We start from the raw sequence: 17,518 nt of genomic DNA on the forward strand, positions 1-17,518 counted from the left end.
GGAGGAGCGGATCGGCACTGCGGCCGGGCCATGCCGCCGTTCACAGACCAGCGGCGCTGGGGACAGTGGTGACGGCGAAGGTCCTTGCACGGAGCAGACAGTGGCTTCCTCCCATGATTTCGCATGTCACGGCATCACTGTCTAACCGGCCTGGCCTCGCTGACCTTCATCTAGTGGCCTCGGCATGCGTGGTCACCTACACCGAGCAGGCTCCCGACTTACACCACCTCAGGGATGCAACCGCGGGCGCGGAGCGCTTGAGTGTCCTCGCGGTCAGAGCCGTTGCTCAGCCGTCCGCACCGCCCGGCACCAGAACGAACCAGACGGCGAGACCGGCTTGACGTCAGTTCGGATCCTGGCCAGCCCCTCGCATTCGGACCGGCAGCAGCTTGCTAAGTCGGCGACCGCCTCAACTCGAGAGAGAACACAGGACTTCGGTCGGAATTCCTCTACACTTGAGATGTTGGTGTTTAGGTTTTCCTGCATGGGAGGTGTGTTACTGCGATGCCGACGATCGACGAGCTGCTGGCTGAGTTGCCCGACACCTTCCGCTACTCCGAGGCGTTGGAGCAGATCAGCGAGCGCCAGCTTCGCAGACTGCTCGCAGATGGTCGGATCGCGACCGTGTCGCGTGGCCTGTACCGAAAGAGTGATTGGTTGGGCGACGACGGCTTGATCGAGATCGCCGCCAAGTCGCCGCAGGCCACCATCTGCTTGCGTTCGGCCCTGGCCAGGCATGATCTGATCGACGATATTCCGGCCGAGTTGGACATTGCGGTCCCACGTGGATCATGGATGCCGGAGACGATGGCCCCGGTTCGCTGGCGGAGCTTCGATCCGGCCACGTTCTCTATCGGTCGGGAACGGCTGGACACCGGCGGTGGCCGTAGTATCGGAATCTACTCCGCCGAGCGGAGCATCGTTGATGCCTATCGGCTGCGCCATCTCGATGGCGCTGACATGGCCAACGAGGCACTCAAGCGTTGGCTGCGCCGCGGAGGTCAGCCGTCGGAACTGTTGCGGGTGGCGAAGGCGTTTCCGCGCACGATCACGCCGTTGCGGCAGACATTGGAGATACTTCTTTGAGCCGAATCTCTCGGGGAACGCCCGCCGGGGACGCCTACCTCGACCTCAAGAATCAGGCGCAGCGGACAGGGCGGACCACCCAGGAGCTGCTTCAGCTCTATGTCCTTGAAGGGTTCCTGGCCCGGCTGGCTGCCAGCGACCTGCGCGACAGCTTCGTGCTCAAGGGTGGTGTGTTGCTTGCCGCGTTCGATACGCGTCGCCCGACGAAGGACGTCGATCTTGCCGGCATCAAACTGGTCAACTCTACCGAGACCGTCCTGGACCTCGTTCAAACCGTACTTCGTGTTTCGGTCGCCGACGATGACGGCATCGTGTTCTTTCCCGAGACCGCTACCGCGGGCGTCATCCGGGACGAGGAGCAGTACTCAGGCGTACGGGTTCATGCCGAGGCTCAGTTGGCCAGTGCGCGACTGACGTTCCATGTCGACGTCAATGTCGGCGACCCGATCTGGCCTGAGCCGGCAACTGTCGCGGTCCCGCGGCTTCGTGGTGGTGAGCCCATCCGCCTGTCCGGCTATCCAATGCACATGGTTCACGCCGAGAAGATCGTCACGGCTGTCCAGCGAGGCATTGCCAACACCCGGTGGCGAGATTTCGGCGATATCTGGACCCTCGCCCGGCGGCATCCGATCGCTGGCTCCGACCTTCAGCGCGCGATCCTCGAAGTCGCCAAGGCTCGCGGTGTAGCCCTCGCGCCGCTTGCGGAGGTTCTCGATGGATACCCCGAGTTCGCCCAGACCAAGTGGGCGGCTTGGCGGCGTCGCATTGGTGCGGATCACCTGCCGGAGCAGTTCGTCGAGGTGCTCGACGGTGTCCTGCGGTTCGCCGATCAACCGCTCCGCGCAGAGGTCAACGAACTGGCCTGGGATCCAGACACCGGGAGCTGGCAGAGCTGATCCGACATTAGCTAACAGATCGCGAGCATTCCGGTCCGGGGGAGTAGCTGATTGCCTCTGCGGCAGGGTCCGGTAGGGACGGAGAACTCCAGGCAGCGATCGATGTCGCGGCCAGTGGAGTCCTCCTTCGCGACCAGGCTTGGCTGCATTCGTCTGGTCGACGGTCCCCGGTCCTGTCCACGGATATGCGCACCAGTCGCGACGTCCTGGATGGTTCGGCGAACCGCTGTCTCGTCAGACGAGGTGTGGGTCGTCGAAGGCGTGTTCGAGGGCTTGGGCGGCGGCGGGGTTGGCGGGTTGACGGGCGAGATAGGTGTCTTGGGTGATGGAGACTTTGGCTTGGCCTAGTTGGTCGGCGATTTGGCGGGCGGTGTGGCCGGCCCGGTCGAGGGCGGTGGCAGTGGTCTTGCGGAGGGCATGGCAGCGGATCCAGGCGAGCTTGTCCGATTCGGCCGGTAGGGCGGCCTCCTTGAGTTGGGCGAGCAGATCAGGTGTGTTGTCGAGGTCGATGTTGTAGGTCTTGGTGAGGCTGGAGACCAGTTGGTGGTTGGGTTTGATGCGGCCGGTTTCGATGAGTTCGAGCCTGGTTTGAGGCCAGCCCAGGGTCTGTGCGACTTGCTTGCGGCTGAGGCGATTCTGGCGACGAAGGGCGCGGATGGTCTGCCCCAACTCGCGTCGGGCGTTGCTGGCGACAGGAGATAGGGCGGTGCGGAGGGAGTGGCGGGTGTTGGAGGGATCGCGGAAGCCGCCGATTGCGTCGGGGAAGACTGGGGTAGCGGGGCGGATGTCGGCGGTGCGGCGGGCACGGAGGCTTGTGGCGGCCCAGGTCGGGAGGCTGAGGACGCGTTCGCCGGTTCTGGATTTGGTGGTCTTGCGGATCAATCCTTCGCCCGGGAGCCGCGCGATGGTGTGGGTGATTTCGACTGTGCCAGCTTCGAGGTCGACTTGGTTCCAGAGGACGGCGAGAGCCTCGCCGATCCGGACGCCGGTGCCGAGCATGAACGTGACGAGGTCGGGGAGATCTGCGAGGACGGCGTGCTCGTCAGCGGTCAGACTTCTGTTCAAAAGAGTGACTTCTTCGGTGGTGAGGGCTCTGGGCGGCTTCTTCGGCTTGGCTTCGATGGCGTCGACTTCGCGAGCGGGGTTGATGGTGATGGCGCCGTAGCGGACGGCGAGTTTCATCGCGCCGGAGATGACGGCGCGGCAGGTTCTGGCGGTGGGGGCGCCGGCGTGGTGCTTGATGTTGGTGAGGACGGTGTCGAGGCGCTGGGTGGTGGCTTCGCCGATGTGGAGTTCGCCGATGGCGGGACGGACATGGTTGGTGAGGGCGCGCCGGTAGGTGGCGAGGGAGGTAGGCGATCGCGTGCCGTCGGCGACCAGTCCTTCGAACCGTCGCTCCCAGAGGTCGAGGAGGTGGTTGACCTTGTGGGCGGCGGTGAGATCGCCGGAGTGGTTGGTCTTGGCGCGGTTCTGCAGCTTGAGGAGCAGCGTGGTTCGGGCGGCGGTCTTGGTTGTGCCGGTGGCGGTGACGGCCCGGACTTTGCCGTCGTGGTCGCGGAACCTGGCGTGTGCCAGATGCTTGGCAGGCTTGCCGTTCTTGGTGGTCTTCATGGTCCTGATGGAGATCTCTCCCCAGGTTCCGATGGGCAGCGGTGTCCTCGGCATGTGTTGCCTCCAACCGGTGTGAGCGTTACCTGTTCAACGCACGCCGGTGTAGAGGATCGGTTAGTTCGGTGATGACGCTGCCTGTGTGATGTGACGCACAGTCATTGTCGGTTGAGGGCGCAGGGTTGGGCCACTGCGAGGGATTCGTGGCTGAAAGCGTCGAATAAAAGGTGTCCTGCGGGCACGAAGAAACCCAGGACACTCTCGTGACCTGGGCTTATGTGCGCCGCCAGGGACTCGAACCCCGAACCCGCTGAATTCCAACTGAGGATGATCAGGGTTTGTCGATGGTGCGCGAAAGCTCTTACAGGTCAGGGGCTTCGGGACTGCCGGCTGCGCGAAAGTTCTCATCGGCAACCATCGTCTCGCGTCCATTGAGGTGCGTAAAGAGGTCTGCCGCGCCGCCTGGCTGGCTTGCGGAACCGCGCACGGGTAGAGCCTGCCCCACGCGTGGTGATGTCGGTCAGCCAGACCCGCTCCGGCGCCGGAGCGGTGAAGACCCGCCGGACGTGTTCGTCGTGCACCGACGGGTCGGCCTTGCGGTGCAGGCCGCGCTTCTTGGTGTGGATCGACCAGGTCCGCTCCTGGCCGCACAATCTCGCGACCCGGTTCTCACCCACTGCGACGCCTTCGGCGGCGAGCTCGTCGGCGACCAACCGGTACCCGAACGTCGGGTCGTCGCCGTGGATGTCACGAGCCGCGTCGCTCAGGTGTGCGTCATCCCAATCGCGTCGTGTGCCGGGGTTTCTACGCCAATTGTAAAAGGCTTGCTTGGTGAAGCCGAGCACCCGGTAGGTCAGCGCGACAGCGATACCGTCGGCGGCCAGATCAATGACCAGCGGGTATAGCAATTGGTTTGATGTCGCGGGCGAAGTAGGCGGCCGCGCGGGCGCTGGATCTCGTTCTCCTGCTCCAACTGGTGATTACGCCTTCTTCAGTTCGCGCAACTCGGCCGGCTCCTCCCGAATAGCACCAGGCCGGTTGCCGTCCTCAGCTTCGGCCAACGGCCAGACACCACACAGAGATCCCGAAATCCTTCGCGACCTGCCCGGTCGGCGTCTCACCCTTACGGGCGACCGCGACCGCGACCGCGTCACGACGGAACTCGCCAGGAAACGCGTTCGGCAGAACAGACATCCTTCCAGCAAGGACCCAAGTCCACACAGATCAGGGGTCAACCGAACCGGAGGCAGTCCCTAGCGGTGTCCGCCCTGTCACCACGTCGACGCTCGCGCCGTTGACGGCGACGTGGAACGCGAGGATCCACAATGGGTTCGCGCGCGTCATCGGAGCGCTCGCGTGTCGGCGCTCGACGGCGCGAATCGTCGAGGCTGGGTATCTCCCGCCATAGCCCAAGTGGCGGGAGTGTCGAAGGGCTGTTGAGGACTTGAGGGACCAGCCCGGCGCGGCGACATGCAGCAGCGTGAGAGGGGATCCCGACCGGTGCGGAGCCGTTCGGGTCCACCTAGCGGCATGGGATTGAACCCTTGCCACCGGAGCACAGGATCACTGGAAGCTCGTGCTCAGTCGACACCTCGCGGACTATTTAGATGCGCCTCCAGCAACGAGATGGCGTCCGACCGCGCACGCCATGCAATCGATTGCAGCTTGACGAATCGACGCCCTGGACGCCTATCATCTGGTAGGCGATCGATCTCCGCGGAGTCGATGAAGCATCGTGGGCCAGCCGCGAGGGCCGCGTTGCACAGGAGACTCGCGAGCACGGCGAGGTCCCGTCAGCGCGCAACTGAACTTCGCGACGCTCGAGCGCCAGCAATGACACCGCTCGGTAGTTCGGCCGTAGCCCTCGATGAGGCCACTGGAGGTCTTGATGCCAATCCGCGACCCTTCGCTCAGGCCGGAGAATCTATGCTGATCCTTGCCTTCAATCCCGGTCACGATAGCGCGGTAACAGTTATCGAGGATCGCAAACTTGTCTATTGCCTTGCATCAGAAATGGACTCGTATCCGCGATATGCCAAGTTCACGCCTGAGGCTCTGCTCCGGATAAGCGCCATGGTCCATCGTCCTCCCGACGTTGTTGCACTCGGCGGATGGTTGCGGCGCGTTGGCCACAAAATCAACGACGTAGCGGCAGGCTACGAGGGCGACACGCAGACCCTCGAACGGTCTAGCTTCTTCGGTGCTGGTGTCCGCTATTTCTCGTCATCCCACGAGCGGTCGCACATCATGGCCGCGGTCGGGATGGCGCCCCGAGGACCGTTCTCGACGCGGCGCGCCGTTTTAGTGTGGGAAGGCCTCGTCGGCTGCTTCTATCTATTGGATGAGGAACATCGCATCCTCAAGCGGATCCCAGTTCTGCGTGAGCCTGGGTGGCGTTACCAGTTCCTGTTCGGACTCGGTGATCCAGGTACGCCAGACAGCGACTGCCTGCGCCTGGAGCAAGCCGGCAAACTCATGGCACTCGCCGGCTACGGGGACCCTGGTTCAGTCCCCGGCCCCGCTGTTGAGACAGTTGACCGAATAATGTCCATGAGGCGAGTCACCGGGCAGTCAAAAGCCGGGTTTCAGGACTCTGTCCTGTACAACATCGGACTCACTAATGACGTGTTCAGAGGAGCTGCCGCGCTCTTGACACGGAAGATCTTCAATGTATTTCGAACCGCCGCGCGGAACTCTCTTCCGCATGGCATTCCGCTTCATATTGCAGGAGGCTGCGCGCTGAATTGCGAGTGGAACAGGATGTGGCAATCGGACGATCAATTCTCGAGCGTATTCGTGCCGCCGTGTCCAAACGATTCAGGATCATCTCTGGGCACGGGCATCGATGCTTTGTTCGCCTTGACTGGTGATCCCCATATCGAATGGAGTGTGTACAGCGGTCTTGAGTTCGAAATGGATCGTCAACCTGATCGGAAATTGTGGGTGAAGGAGCGCCTTGATATTCGCAAGGTGGCGCTTGGCCTTCAGGCCGGGGAAGTGAGCGCCTGGGTTCAAGGACGGTCAGAAGTCGGGCCTCGGGCGCTGGGCAACCGATCGCTTGTTGCGGCACCGTTTGAGGTCCGGACCCGCGATAGGCTGAATGCGATCAAGAATCGCGAGGCCTATCGTCCGATCGCCCCTGTGTGCCGAACGGAGGATATTGGCGAACATTTCGAAACCGACTTCGAAGATCCATATATGTTGTATTTTCGGCAAGTCAAGAACAGATCCCTCGGTGCGGTCATTCATGCTGACGGATCGGCCAGGCTCCAGACTGTCAGTTCGACGTCGAATCCTCCCCTCCACCGCCTGCTGAGCGAGTTTCGTGAAGTCTCTGGTGCTGGCGTCCTCTGCAACACCAGTCTGAACTTCAGCGGCCGTGGATTCATCAACAGAATGTCAGATCTCGAGGATTATTGCAGCGTTCGAGGTGTCGATCGAATGGTCGTTGGTGAGATCATGTATTCACGCACGGACCAAGGGTCCCGCGCTGCCGGGATCGCCCGTCCAGAAGATCTCGATGATTCGCTCATGTGATCAGCAGCCACATGTAGCTTCGAACTGATTACGGGCGATCGCCAGAAACCTAGGGCCGCAGAAATGAGGTCGAAACGATTTGGCCGCCACAGTATCGTCGATATTCCCCCTGACTGCTATTCAACGCAAGCATTGGAAACTAGTCGCTCATCATCCGGACAACCTGAGGCGTGTCCTCGTTGTCATGTGTGATGTTCCGCCTCAATGCACGCGATCCGAAGTCCGTGAGGCCTTCGATCGGATCGTCACCCGACATGAGGCGCTCCGATGCCGCGTGGTTACGCTTGACGACGGGACAGTCGCTCAGGAGGTCCTCAATGCTCGTGCTCTTGTTCACCAGGCGAACTACGAAGAGATCCGGCTCGACACGCACATCGGTCGTGACGGCTTTCCTAGCTGGCTTCGCCGGCATCTGTCGAGAGCGATGCGACTCGACATGGGAGCTGTCCGCGGCTGCTTCGTCGTGGCGGACGATCAGCGGTTCCTGGCCGTCGCGGTACATCACATGTACTGCGACGAGTACTCGCGCCGGATGCTCGTCGCTGAATTGACGAACATTCTCAACGGCCGCGCACAGCCAACGGCCACTGCTCCGCAACTCAGTGACTTCTTGTCTCCTGACCGCCTTGAGGCTGAGCGAGTTAATCTGACGTACTGGAAGAGTCTGATGGAGCGCCACGTCGCGGCGTCTGGCCTTCCACCTGGGCTACAAGACAATCAATACGACAGCCAGTTCGGCGCAAGCGTGCAATGTGCGCCATCCCTTTGCTCGTCCCTCGCAGTCTGCGCGCGTAGATTACGCATCTCGGTGCCAATGCTCCTCCAGGCGACGCTGACGCACGTCCTGCGCACCTATTGGGGGCAGGCTCCGTTGCTGATGCAGGCGGTAGTGCTAAACAGGTCGACCGCGATGGAGGGCCGCGTGGTGGCATGTCTCGCGAATGAGATCGTGATTCCAGTGCCTCAGGCCATTCGATTTGACGATTTCGTTCAGCAGATGAGCCGCTCCATAATCTCATCGATGTCCCGTGCGTCCTACCACTATCCTGCGTTGTTGGCCTGGCGCCGGCAGCAGCGAGAATCGCACCAGCGTCGCGAGTTCGCCGTCGCTGGAGCATGCAATGTTATCGGCCGGTTCAGGTCTGACCTCGAAAGCGCGCTCAGTGACGATGTGCCATATGTGGTGACGCCGGCAAAGTCGCCCATCCATATCCTGGACCGCATGATTCTCCAGGCGGCGAGTATCGAGTCGAACATTGTAGTCGGCCGCAACTTCGTCAAGGTTGAGGTCGGAGGGAGCGCTGCGGTAATCAGCGCCGGTGACGTTCGTGATATTGCCGCCGCAGTTGGCGAAGAATTACTCATGCGCGCCAGACAGCTTTCGACCGGGGTCTGAGGCCCGCTCGATGAATTCCCCGAGGAAGCGGGTTTGGGCGATTGATCCGAGCGAGGGTAGTCGAAAGGGCAAGCGTGGAAGTGTGGGCGGCGAACGGTCGGGCGAGCCTTATCGAGGCGGCTATTCGCCTGGGACCGTCAGTAGCGTCGAGCGACGGGCGCCCTGGCGGTGGCCGATCTGTTGGCGAAGCTTCGCTGGGCGAAGGCGTCGAGGCCGTGTCGAGCGGGAACTGGTCGACGAACCGCATTTTCAGATCTGCGCGGGGGACTCTCACGGGTCGCGGCCACAGTCGGTGCGCAGCGGTGTTGGTCAGTCGCGGTCGTCAGAGGCTAGAGATTGCGCAGTCGGCGCTAGTGATGCGGGTACGGCGCATGGCCGAGCGAGGTGTCGGCGGCCGGCCCGCGCCACGACGAAGTTCTCCACAACGAGAAAGGATAGGGTAACTTTGATGTACGCGGGAATATCTGGGGAGTTGCCGCACAATGAGGAAATCGGCAGTCGAATCCGTGGAACAATATCGAAGAAGGCCCCGATTTGTCTCCGGAGATCTGGTCTCGTCTTTTCGGGTAGTCCCACCTTTCGCGTATGGGAGGTCGTGGGTCTGGAGCTCCTCCGAGCGGCCAATTCTTCCGCATGGTGGATAGCCGACTGGCTCGCCTACGGGGAGTCTACGTTCCAAGACCGTTACCAGGAGGCTGTACGGAAGACATCGCTCAGTTACCAAACGCTGCGCAATTATGCTTGGGTTGCCCGACAGTTCGCGTTGCCACGACGACGAGACAATCTCAGCTTTGGCCACCATGCAGAGGTGGCCGCTCTCGATCCTCCCGAGCAAGACTATTGGCTACGCAACGCCGAGGAGTTCGCGTGGTCACGAAACAAGTTGCGCGCCGAGGTGCGGGCCAGCCTCAGAGAGCGACAAGGCCCGAAGTCAACGGTTAACGTCGGCGAGGCGTCAGCCGAACCGACGCGCATCTCCGTAAGCACCGGGGCACCCTCGGCAGCCGACAACATCGAAGACCTGAGAATCAAGATTTCGCAAAAGGAGCTTAGTCGCTTGACTTTCGTTGCGAGCTCCCATGGGTTCAGTCTTGAGGAATGGGTAATCCAGGTTCTCAACTTCGTATCCAGCAATACAGTCCAGGCTGAGACGATGGCGCGAGCGATCAACCGCAACTAAGGTTGCGGTGCCGTGTTAGGAGTGGGCATGTTGACTGAGAAGAGGATCTCATCACATGTCCGGTGGTTCACTATTAGCGAAATAGATCGGAGCATGGTCCGCGAGGGAGTGAGTCAAGGCAGAATGCAGGCACAACGCCGTCAAGTTGAGCCCGGTCGGCGAACGTGCGACCACCACCCTGGCGGCGCAGAACAGGTAGGCCGTATTCCTGCTGTCGACGTCGTACACCGCACATGTAGGAGGCGCGCTTCCTCGCCATCACCGCCTCCGAACATCAAGGTGAACCACCCCGGGGTTTGATGTACACCTCCTTTGTGGGGAATGTGGCACTCATGCCGAGGAGGTACGACGAGCAGACCAGGGCCAAGGCAGTCCGATTGGTGACCGAGCACCGTGCCGACTATGCCCTTTGAGTGGGAGGCGATCAGTATGGTCGAGGACCGGCTGGGGATGACGCCGGAGACGCTGCGCCGGTGGGTTCGCCAGGCCGCGGTCGACGCTGGCGAGGCCGAGGGTGCGTCCTCGCAGCTCACTCATGAAGACCGGGAGTTGACGCGTAAGAGCGCGGACGTGGGACGCACGATCGAGATCCTTAAGGCGACGAGTTTCTTCGTGCGGGAGAGCGACCCGCGACCACGTTGGTCTGCCGGTTCATCGCCGAGTTCGCCGACGCGGCCTTCGTCATCGATGCCTTCCCCGGACGGATCGTCGGCTGGAAGTGAGTGGTCGGCGTCCAAGCACGCCTTGTTTGTCGACCGTGCCATCGCCTCAAGCCGCAGCACTGCGCGCGAGGCAGGGCAATCCCCCGCAAAACAAGGTGATTGAGACGATCGAGGCGAGCAACGTGACCGCGCATCTGATCGCGGCTTCACACTTCAAGCGTCAACGTGAGGCGTTCGCCGAGATCAAGGTCGAAACGGTTACCAACCGCGCCGGCGTCAATGAGTGGGTGCAACCTATGGACCGTCTTCCACCGCCCCTCGAGCGAGAACGACAATGCCGCCCGCGTCCAGGCCGGCCGGGCCGACGCCGACCGCATCGTCCGTCTCATCGGACGGATCGACGGCCAGGGCGTCGGCACCGCGATGATGTATGCCGCGCACGGAATCGTCGGCATCTTCGTCGTCGCGACCGCCGACGGCCGCCGCCGCGGAATCGCCACCGCACTGACCACCACCGCGCTGGGGAGCGGGCCGCGACTAAGCCTGCCCATCGCCAGCTCCAAGCAACCGAACCGAGCATCCCGCCCTACACCCGAATGGGCTTCGAACCAGTCGGCGCCCTCAGCCTCTACGAGCTCGTAAACCTGACCGCGCCGACCAATCCGCCCTGCGTTCGTGAATCGTTGTCCCAACTTTCACGGTCTGGCACTGCGCATTTCTCGGCCATCGCCGACCGGATGCCCTCGGTGTCAGCTCCACGGACGTGCAGCCGCTCGGCGGACCTTCGTCAGTGGCTGTTTGGAGAACACCACCATGGTCCAGTCGTCGTGCTGGGAGATGACGTCGTGGTATCGCGGCAGACGGTGTTGGACGAACCGGCCAGCTTCATCGATCGTCGCGATATGCCCGAAGTCGTGCAGCATCCGGTCGAAGAGCTGCTCGGGTTGGCGATAGCTCTGCCAGGTGAACTCGACGAAGAGCACGAGGCGTGGGCTCCTTCGGACGGTGCTCGTCATCCCGTCGTAAGCAGCCTCCTCGAAACCCTCGACATCGAGCTTGATCAGGTCCACCTGCTCGATGCCCTCGGCATCGCAATAGGCGTCGACGGTGGTGGTGTCAACGGTTGTTTCTCGATCGAGAACCACCTCCATCTGCTCCTCCAGGTAGGAATTCAAATGTTCGATCGTGTGCAGCGAAGAACAGCCAACATAGTCCTTCAGGATGTGCAGGCGAGCGGTCCCGATGCGGTCCGAAACCGCGACGTTCTCGATTCTGATAATCTCGTTCAGCCAGTTGACGGATAATGTGCGCCGCAGATAGGGCAACAGTCCGGCATTTGGTTCGAAGAGACGAATGGTAGGCGGCGTCCGGCCGGGACGGGCGGCCGCTATCAGCCCGTAGTAGCCGAAGTTCGCGCCGATGTCGAATACGGTTGACGCTGAACCGGTGACGGACAGCCACGCGCGCGTGATCGGCGGCTCCCAAATGCCGTCGAGTATCAGGTGCGGGGCGACAGAGATGTCCTGCGTAGCGACGTAGATCTTTTGGCCCGTGAACAACCTGGCGACCACCTCATCAGGACCTGTTCGAAGGTGGGCAGGAGTCGCTGCGGTTCGTTGAAACATTTTGATGAATCTGCGTTCGGCGAGGTGATGGTGTGCCTCGCTCAAGCCTGCGGCGTATCGGCGAAATAGCCCCGCAGTGCGGGCGAGGCGGCAACGCTCGAACAGTCCTCGCTGAGACGGAAGCAATGCTCTCATCCGCCGTTGTAGCTGGTGTATCGGCGCCCCCGGTCGTCGGCGCTATGACCTTCCGAAGTGAAGTAGTAGTTCGGCCCACGTCGTCGTACAGCCTCGGGATCGAGGAACTCGGCTTCGATGTCGGCTCGGACGAAGAAGAGATTCACGCCGGCCAGATCACAATGCACAAGCCGGTATCCCTTTTCCCGGCCTAGGATCTCGAAGGCGGCAAGGGAGGCGCCGAAGAAGTTGCTGTAGTCCCAGGTCGCCCGGTCGCCCGCGCTCTGTGTGAGCGGGAGTTCCTGGTTGATGGCGGAATTGTATTCAACGACCACGACGCGTGGCCGGTACCGGCGGACACCACGCCACACCCACAGATCCTGGCCGTCTATATCGATTGACATGAGGTCGAGGTCAGCCGGCAGGGGGGTCCGTGCGACCAGATCGTCGACAGAATCGGGTGTCACATCGGCCTCGATCGTCATGACTTCTCTGCTGGGCAGATATTTCGACTCGAGAATCCTGTACTCGCCTGGATGTGATTCCATGAAGAGTCCCTGCCATCCAAGGACGTCTGCGAGGAAGATGCAGTTACCTTCTTGGCCGCGTTCGACGCCGAACTCCACGAAAGTTTCGGTAGTGGTGCCGATGCGGCGGAAGATTTCGCATAGAACGCCGTCCTCGCCGTTTTGCGAGAAGAGTCGGTATTCATACGGCGCGAGATCCAGCCAGTGTGGTGTCTCGCCACGTCCACCGGAGACCTTGGCCCATCGACTGGTGAGTTCACCGATCTGCGAGTAGAGACCTGCCCGCGTCCTGTCGATCTCCATATGATCCCCTTCAATGTCGGTGCGGCAGGATCGGCGTTAATGATCACGCCGGATCGGAATTGTCAGGATCGGGCGGGCCGGAGGGTAGATGGCACGGCGGGCTCTACACCTTGATGCGCCTGGAGAGCGGCCGTCAAGCCGTTGCTCGGGGACAATAACTCAGCGTCGGAAAAATGGCCACTTGAAGCGTGTCGGAACCCTGGGTGCCGGCGGACTGTCCGTTGTTCGGGCATCGTAAACCTGCAGGTTAGTGCAATGTGTAGAGGTTGACGCTCCCGGGAGCCACTCGTAGTCTTCTCGGCAGGAATTGAGTGCTCCGGTCGGTGTCGACCGGCGGCCCAATGTATTTCGCAGCGATATCGCAGGTGCGACAACCGCCCACAATTGTGCGTCGTTCTGGGGAGGCCGTCGATGAATCTTCGCGCCGAGAAATTTGTGATCGCGCCGCAGGACAGGTGATCGATCTCGTGACTGTGATCAAGTTGCCGATTTCACTCCAACGAGATTTCAACAACTACCTCAGCGGCGCCCTGCCGCTGTGCGTCGTTCGGGGTAACGGCCTCGACGCCTGGTTCACGGAGCACTACATCGAACTCCACTCGTACCACCTCGCAGCCGACAGCGGTGTGACGTGGATCGACGTCATGGACACCTATGCCTACCGTGAGGTCATCGGCACCCACGAGGTGGAGTCGGCCGCGGCGGAGGAGATCGGTTCGGTCTGCGACTATCTGGTCGCGATGATCGACGGGGTCTACGTGACGCTGTTCGTGGACGACGGGCACCTGCGGCACCACAACAGTCCCTTCGTCCACGAGTTGCTCTTCTACGGGTTCGACCCGGATCGGCGAGGCTTCGTGGCCGCGGGCTTCGACGGCAACCAGTTGCAGGCCGAGATGGCCTTCCCGTTCGACGACGTCGAACGGGCCGTCCGCAGCGGCCTCGACCAGATTCGGAACTCGCCGCGCTGGCAGAAGATGACCGCGGTGGCCCAAGAGCTGAATCCAGGTGAGCGCACAGCGGAGCCGGACCCCAGGCTGATCCTCGGGCGACTGGATCGCTACGCGGCCTCGATGCCGCCGACCCCGTTCGATCTCTTCGACGGCTACTGGTGGTACTCGCGGCGTGAAGACGTGCTGTCCGGCGAAACGGTGCGCGTCGGCCCGGATGTCCACGAAGACGCGCGACGTCATCTGCACCGCGTGCGGGCAGGGGCAGAGAGGTACCGGTATCAGGTCTTCCACATCCCTGCCGAGCACAAGCGGCTGATGCTGGCTGCGGCTGCGGCTGCGGCTGGTCGCCGTCGCGGGACGAGACCCGGACATGTCCGCGTACTCGTCGGTCGTCGCCAAGGCCGAACGCCTGCGACTAGGCAGTCTGATGTATTCAATCAGATCGGCAGCCCGGTTCCCCGCCGAGCAGGACGGGCAGCTCGCCGACCTGAAGGCCGAAGAAGCGCTGGTCCTCGAAAGGCTCCTGGCCCGGCTCACCTGAAGTGAAACGGGTCGATTCGCTATTGATGCACTCACAACGCACGAGTGAGGACGGGGTGAAGATGATGGCCGGTAGCACTTGGCGTGACATCACGGCACCTGCGTCGCCGGCACAGCGAAAGTTCTGGGAGGTCCACCAGCTTGATCCGGCGACCAACGCCGACAACCTGCTCGCGGTGCTGTCCGTTCCGGACGGGGTGACCCGGCGCGGCGTCGGGGCTGCCGTGTCCCAGCTGACCCGGCGGCACGAGGTCCTCCGCACCAGATTCGTACTCACCGGTGACGACCTTCTGCAGGTGGTCGAGGTCGCCGCGGACAGAATGGTCGACGAGGTCACTCTGGATGGCACTCCTCAGCACGTCGCTGCCGCAGCAGGCGAGACCGAACTGCTGCGGTCGACGATGGATGAGTCGTTCGATCTCGGCCGCGCGCCAATCCTCCGCGTGGTGCTGGTCTCCTTCACCCGATCAGTCGAGCGGTTCGTTCTGGTCGTGACGAACCACTCGATCATCGACGGCTGGTCGTTCGGCATCGTCCAGCACGAGTTGTCCGAACTGCTGGAAGCCGAGCAGCAGGGAGCGCGAAAGGACCTCGGTCCGGTGAAGCAGTTTCGGAAGGTCGTCGCCGAGCGATCGCTGGAGAACCCGGTCATCGCCAAACAACACGATTACTGGGTGGAGAAGCTGGCCGGCGTACGGCCCGAACTTTCTCTCCCGACTGCCCGGAACAAGGCGGATGTGCATCGAGAGGCGTTGCGGGATGTTCCGATCGAGCTGCGCTCGCATTCGTGGAACGACGTCATGTATCAGGCGCGGCGTACGACCGGCGCCTCGCCCACGATGCTTTACATTGCCGTCCTGGCGGCCAGCTTGGCCGAGTTCAGTGTCGGCGAAGTCGTGATCGGGAATGTGTACTGCAACCGCAGCACGGAGCCGGATCGGGGCGTGGTCGGGCTGCTATTCAACGTGTTGCCTTTGCGGATCAGCCTGGCCGGCGTTTCGACGATCCGGGATCTGATCGGCCGAGTTCGGGCCGTATCGCTCGAAGGCTACGCCTATGGCGAGGTGCCGATGGAAGAAGTGGCACTGTCGCTCGGCTTCGGCCGCGCCGTTGTGGGCGGTGGTTCTCCGCTGTGGGAGGTGGCGGTCAACGTGATTCCGCAACGCAATGCCGGACCTGCGACCCAGTTGCCGCCGGCGTTCGTCCGCTGGTTGTGGTCGATCAGGGACAGTCCCGTGATGGAGTGCTGGGACGGTCGGGTCCTGGAGATGATCGCTCTGGCCGGCCACCAGCCGGGCCTGGGCGGTGGGGTGATCCGTTACAACAGTGAGGTGCTGGCCGCGGCTCCCGCCGCCCTGGTCGCAACAAGAATCGCGCGACTGATGCTGCGGCTGCCCACGATCCTGGATGAGCCGCTGTCCTCAGAAGTGACGTAGGAGCCGGCGTGTGCGCCTGAAACGATGACGAAAGGTGATCCAACTTCATGTCTGCGCAAGCGTGTGGGGAGTCGCCGCACAGTGATGGAATCCGTATTCGAATTCAGGGGTCGGTGTCGAAAGAAACTCCGGTCCGCCTGCAGAAGTCCGGCCTGATCTTTCCGGGGGACCCGAATTTTCGTATCTGGGAGCTCGTTGGAATGGAGCTGCTCCGGGCGGCGAATTCGTCCGCCTGGTGGATTGCCGATTGGCTCGCCTACGGAGAATCCACGTTCCAAGACCGCTACCAGGAGGCGGTGCGGAAGACCTCGCTCAGTTATCAAACCCTGCGCAACTACGTTTGGGTCGCCCGGCAGTTCGCGCTGCCGCGGCGACGGGACCATCTCAGTTTTGGCCACCATGCCGAGGTGGCTGCGCTCGATCCGCCCGAACAGGACTATTGGCTGCGTAAGGCCGAAGAGTTCACTTGGTCACGAAACAAGTTGCGCATGGAAGTGCGGGCCAGCCTCCGTGAACGGCGGCTTGCCCAGTCGAAGCCGGACACCGACGAGGATTCTGTGGAGGTGACGCCTGTTCCCGCGGGCGGCCGGACGTCCGCAACGATGGACAACGTCGAAGCCGTGAACTTCAAGCTCCCTCGTGAGCAGTTGAATCGTCTGACCCTGGCAGCGAATTCGCATGGTCTGAGCCTGGAGGAATGGGTGGTCCTGGTTCTCGATTTCGTGGCCAACAATCGCCTCGATGTCGCGACCATCGATCAAGGGGACGCCCAGGTGTGATGTCGCGGCAACCGCGGCGAGGACCCGAGTCAGCTGGCCGTCGATGCCCGTGCAGAGATTCGATCGCTAGACCGGCCGGGTCGTTGCCGTCAGTCGATGATGTCGTCTACCAACTCGAGGTAGGCGTGGCCAGCTGCGTGGCTGTCCGGACGCTCGAGCGCCGCGAATTGGCCGAGCACTTGACGCAGGGCTGCAAGCTGGTCTGTCCGGTCGCCGGGAGGTGTAGCGGGACCGCCGAGAAACTCGATCGTGCGGCCCGTCTCCGCTGATCGGCGGACCAGCTGCTTTCCTGCGATTGGGACGAGCGCGAGCCGCATGGCCTGTAGCTCCTCGGGGCTCTTCGACGTCGGGGCCTCGGACTCGCCGCGCGTGAGGTACTCCGAAAAGGTGGCTGAAGTTCGGCCGACGTCCTGCCGCTCAAAGATCACCGTGCAGTCGGAAGGCCAGGCTGCCAGAGAACGAGGGTGAACGTACCAGTCGACCCACAGCGGAAGCCCATCGACGACGTATTGAGCGCTGACCGCTCTGGTGCCGCGAGGACCGTTGTGGCGGGCGTCGATGGCGAAGGCCGGCAGACCGGCACCGTGCGGCAGCCGACCCGGGATCGAGTAGTCGTCGAGGTGTGCGTCCTCGACAACGATCAGGAGGTCGATGTCACTCCAGTCATCGGCGCGGCCGGCGCCCAAAGAGCCGACCAGGGCAGCGCCGACTACTGACAGATCATCGTTGAGCGCCGCGGTCGCGGTGCTCAACCAGTGGGCTCGGATTGCGGCGAGGCGGGGAGCCGAGGGTCCATCGCTTTTGGTATTCATCGCGGCAGACTCTAGCCTGGCGGCTGCCCGGTCCTCCATATCGGCTGAGTTGCCGGCGCAATGA

At 62.4% G+C, this 17,518-nt stretch carries 13 protein-coding genes and 2 pseudogenes; 9 read left to right on the plus strand and 6 right to left on the minus strand.

Translation table 11 applies throughout. The features are described 5' to 3' along the window. The first annotated feature begins 504 nt into the window (after positions 1 to 504). On the plus strand, positions 505 to 1,086 hold the full coding sequence (locus E0H92_RS26860; protein WP_131498102.1) for a type IV toxin-antitoxin system AbiEi family antitoxin domain-containing protein: 582 nt from the start codon (positions 505 to 507) through the stop codon (positions 1,084 to 1,086). Continuing rightward, positions 1,083 to 1,982 (plus strand): nucleotidyl transferase AbiEii/AbiGii toxin family protein, encoded by a 900-nt coding sequence (locus tag E0H92_RS26865; protein ID WP_131498103.1) that lies wholly within the window; start codon positions 1,083 to 1,085, stop codon positions 1,980 to 1,982. The genes E0H92_RS26860 and E0H92_RS26865 overlap by 4 nt, the downstream gene beginning before the upstream one ends. Before the next feature lie 234 nt (positions 1,983 to 2,216). Here the strand turns inward: E0H92_RS26865 and E0H92_RS26870 are convergent, their stop codons facing one another. Together E0H92_RS26870 and E0H92_RS45225 are read right to left on the minus strand one after the other, a co-directional pair. Then, the gene (locus tag E0H92_RS26870; RefSeq protein WP_165550008.1) at positions 2,217 to 3,593 is read right to left on the minus strand and encodes a helix-turn-helix domain-containing protein; all 1,377 of its coding nucleotides are present in this window, start codon (positions 3,591 to 3,593) and stop codon (positions 2,217 to 2,219) included. Between the two features lie 506 nt (positions 3,594 to 4,099). Continuing rightward, positions 4,100 to 4,775: pseudogene (locus E0H92_RS45225) on the minus strand (IS3 family transposase); the annotation flags it as partial. A 741-nt stretch (positions 4,776 to 5,516) separates the two neighbouring features. Here E0H92_RS45225 and E0H92_RS26880 point away from each other — a divergent pair. The 4 genes and pseudogenes from E0H92_RS26880 to E0H92_RS45230 all read left to right on the plus strand — a co-directional run. Continuing rightward, positions 5,517 to 7,127, plus strand: a complete 1,611-nt coding sequence (locus E0H92_RS26880; protein WP_131498106.1) for a carbamoyltransferase C-terminal domain-containing protein — start codon at positions 5,517 to 5,519, stop codon at positions 7,125 to 7,127. 79 nt (positions 7,128 to 7,206) lie between these two features. Next, a complete protein-coding gene (locus E0H92_RS26885; RefSeq protein WP_131498107.1) occupies positions 7,207 to 8,523 on the plus strand; it encodes a condensation domain-containing protein in 1,317 nt (438 codons plus the stop codon). A 448-nt stretch (positions 8,524 to 8,971) separates the two neighbouring features. Continuing rightward, complete coding sequence (locus E0H92_RS44745) at positions 8,972 to 9,703, plus strand: LmbU family transcriptional regulator (protein WP_202873829.1); 732 nt, start codon at positions 8,972 to 8,974, stop codon at positions 9,701 to 9,703. Positions 9,704 to 10,035: 332 nt separating this feature from the next. Next, positions 10,036 to 10,374, plus strand: a pseudogene (locus tag E0H92_RS45230) (transposase); the annotation flags it as partial. A 197-nt stretch (positions 10,375 to 10,571) separates the two neighbouring features. Here the strand turns inward: E0H92_RS45230 and E0H92_RS26900 are convergent. The 3 genes from E0H92_RS26900 to E0H92_RS26910 form a co-directional block, all read right to left on the minus strand. Further along, positions 10,572 to 10,916, minus strand: coding sequence for a hypothetical protein (locus E0H92_RS26900; protein WP_131498109.1), 345 nt, complete (start codon positions 10,914 to 10,916; stop codon positions 10,572 to 10,574). 198 nt (positions 10,917 to 11,114) lie between these two features. After that, positions 11,115 to 12,035 carry an FkbM family methyltransferase gene (locus E0H92_RS26905; RefSeq protein ID WP_165550012.1) on the minus strand — a complete coding sequence of 307 codons (921 nt, stop codon included), beginning with the start codon at positions 12,033 to 12,035 and terminating at the stop codon, positions 11,115 to 11,117. 86 nt (positions 12,036 to 12,121) lie between these two features. Next, on the minus strand, positions 12,122 to 12,934 hold the full coding sequence (locus E0H92_RS26910) for a hypothetical protein (protein ID WP_131498111.1): 813 nt from the start codon (positions 12,932 to 12,934) through the stop codon (positions 12,122 to 12,124). A gap of 341 nt (positions 12,935 to 13,275) precedes the next feature. Here E0H92_RS26910 and E0H92_RS26915 point away from each other — a divergent pair, with 341 nt between their 5' ends. From E0H92_RS26915 to E0H92_RS26925, 3 genes are read left to right on the plus strand one after another with little or no spacing between them, the layout of a single operon-like run. Then, on the plus strand, positions 13,276 to 14,433 hold the full coding sequence (locus E0H92_RS26915; protein WP_131498112.1) for a hypothetical protein: 1,158 nt from the start codon (positions 13,276 to 13,278) through the stop codon (positions 14,431 to 14,433). A gap of 59 nt (positions 14,434 to 14,492) precedes the next feature. Further along, positions 14,493 to 15,863 (plus strand): condensation domain-containing protein, encoded by a 1,371-nt coding sequence (locus E0H92_RS26920; RefSeq protein WP_165550014.1) that lies wholly within the window; start codon positions 14,493 to 14,495, stop codon positions 15,861 to 15,863. A gap of 47 nt (positions 15,864 to 15,910) precedes the next feature. Continuing rightward, the gene (locus E0H92_RS26925; RefSeq protein ID WP_131498114.1) at positions 15,911 to 16,642 is read left to right on the plus strand and encodes an LmbU family transcriptional regulator; all 732 of its coding nucleotides are present in this window, start codon (positions 15,911 to 15,913) and stop codon (positions 16,640 to 16,642) included. An 89-nt stretch (positions 16,643 to 16,731) separates the two neighbouring features. On the opposite strand, the gene E0H92_RS26930 is transcribed toward E0H92_RS26925, so the two are convergent. Beyond that, positions 16,732 to 17,454: a nucleotidyltransferase domain-containing protein gene (locus tag E0H92_RS26930; RefSeq protein WP_165550016.1), complete on the minus strand. Its 723-nt coding sequence runs from the start codon at positions 17,452 to 17,454 to the stop codon at positions 16,732 to 16,734. Positions 17,455 to 17,518: the final 64 nt, after the last annotated feature.

The sequence above is a fragment of the Kribbella speibonae genome (assembly GCF_004331375.1).
GTDB classification, from domain to species: Bacteria; Actinomycetota; Actinomycetes; order Propionibacteriales; family Kribbellaceae; genus Kribbella; species Kribbella sindirgiensis.

Bases quoted from the DNA above. Each gene is read 5' to 3' on its own strand.
- E0H92_RS26860 (WP_131498102.1), top strand. From the start codon at position 505: ATGCCGACGATCGACGAGCTGCTGGCTGAGTTGCCCGACACCTTCCGC.
- E0H92_RS26870 (WP_165550008.1), bottom strand. From the start codon at position 3,593: ATGAAGACCACCAAGAACGGCAAGCCTGCCAAGCATCTGGCACACGCC.
- E0H92_RS26880 (WP_131498106.1), top strand. From the start codon at position 5,517: ATGCTGATCCTTGCCTTCAATCCCGGTCACGATAGCGCGGTAACAGTT.
- E0H92_RS44745 (WP_202873829.1), top strand. From the start codon at position 8,972: ATGTACGCGGGAATATCTGGGGAGTTGCCGCACAATGAGGAAATCGGC.
- E0H92_RS26900 (WP_131498109.1), bottom strand. From the start codon at position 10,916: ATGGGCAGGCTTAGTCGCGGCCCGCTCCCCAGCGCGGTGGTGGTCAGT.
- E0H92_RS26910 (WP_131498111.1), bottom strand. From the start codon at position 12,934: ATGGAGATCGACAGGACGCGGGCAGGTCTCTACTCGCAGATCGGTGAA.
- E0H92_RS26915 (WP_131498112.1), top strand. From the start codon at position 13,276: ATGTATTTCGCAGCGATATCGCAGGTGCGACAACCGCCCACAATTGTG.
- E0H92_RS26920 (WP_165550014.1), top strand. From the start codon at position 14,493: ATGGCCGGTAGCACTTGGCGTGACATCACGGCACCTGCGTCGCCGGCA.
- E0H92_RS26925 (WP_131498114.1), top strand. From the start codon at position 15,911: ATGTCTGCGCAAGCGTGTGGGGAGTCGCCGCACAGTGATGGAATCCGT.
- E0H92_RS26930 (WP_165550016.1), bottom strand. From the start codon at position 17,454: ATGAATACCAAAAGCGATGGACCCTCGGCTCCCCGCCTCGCCGCAATC.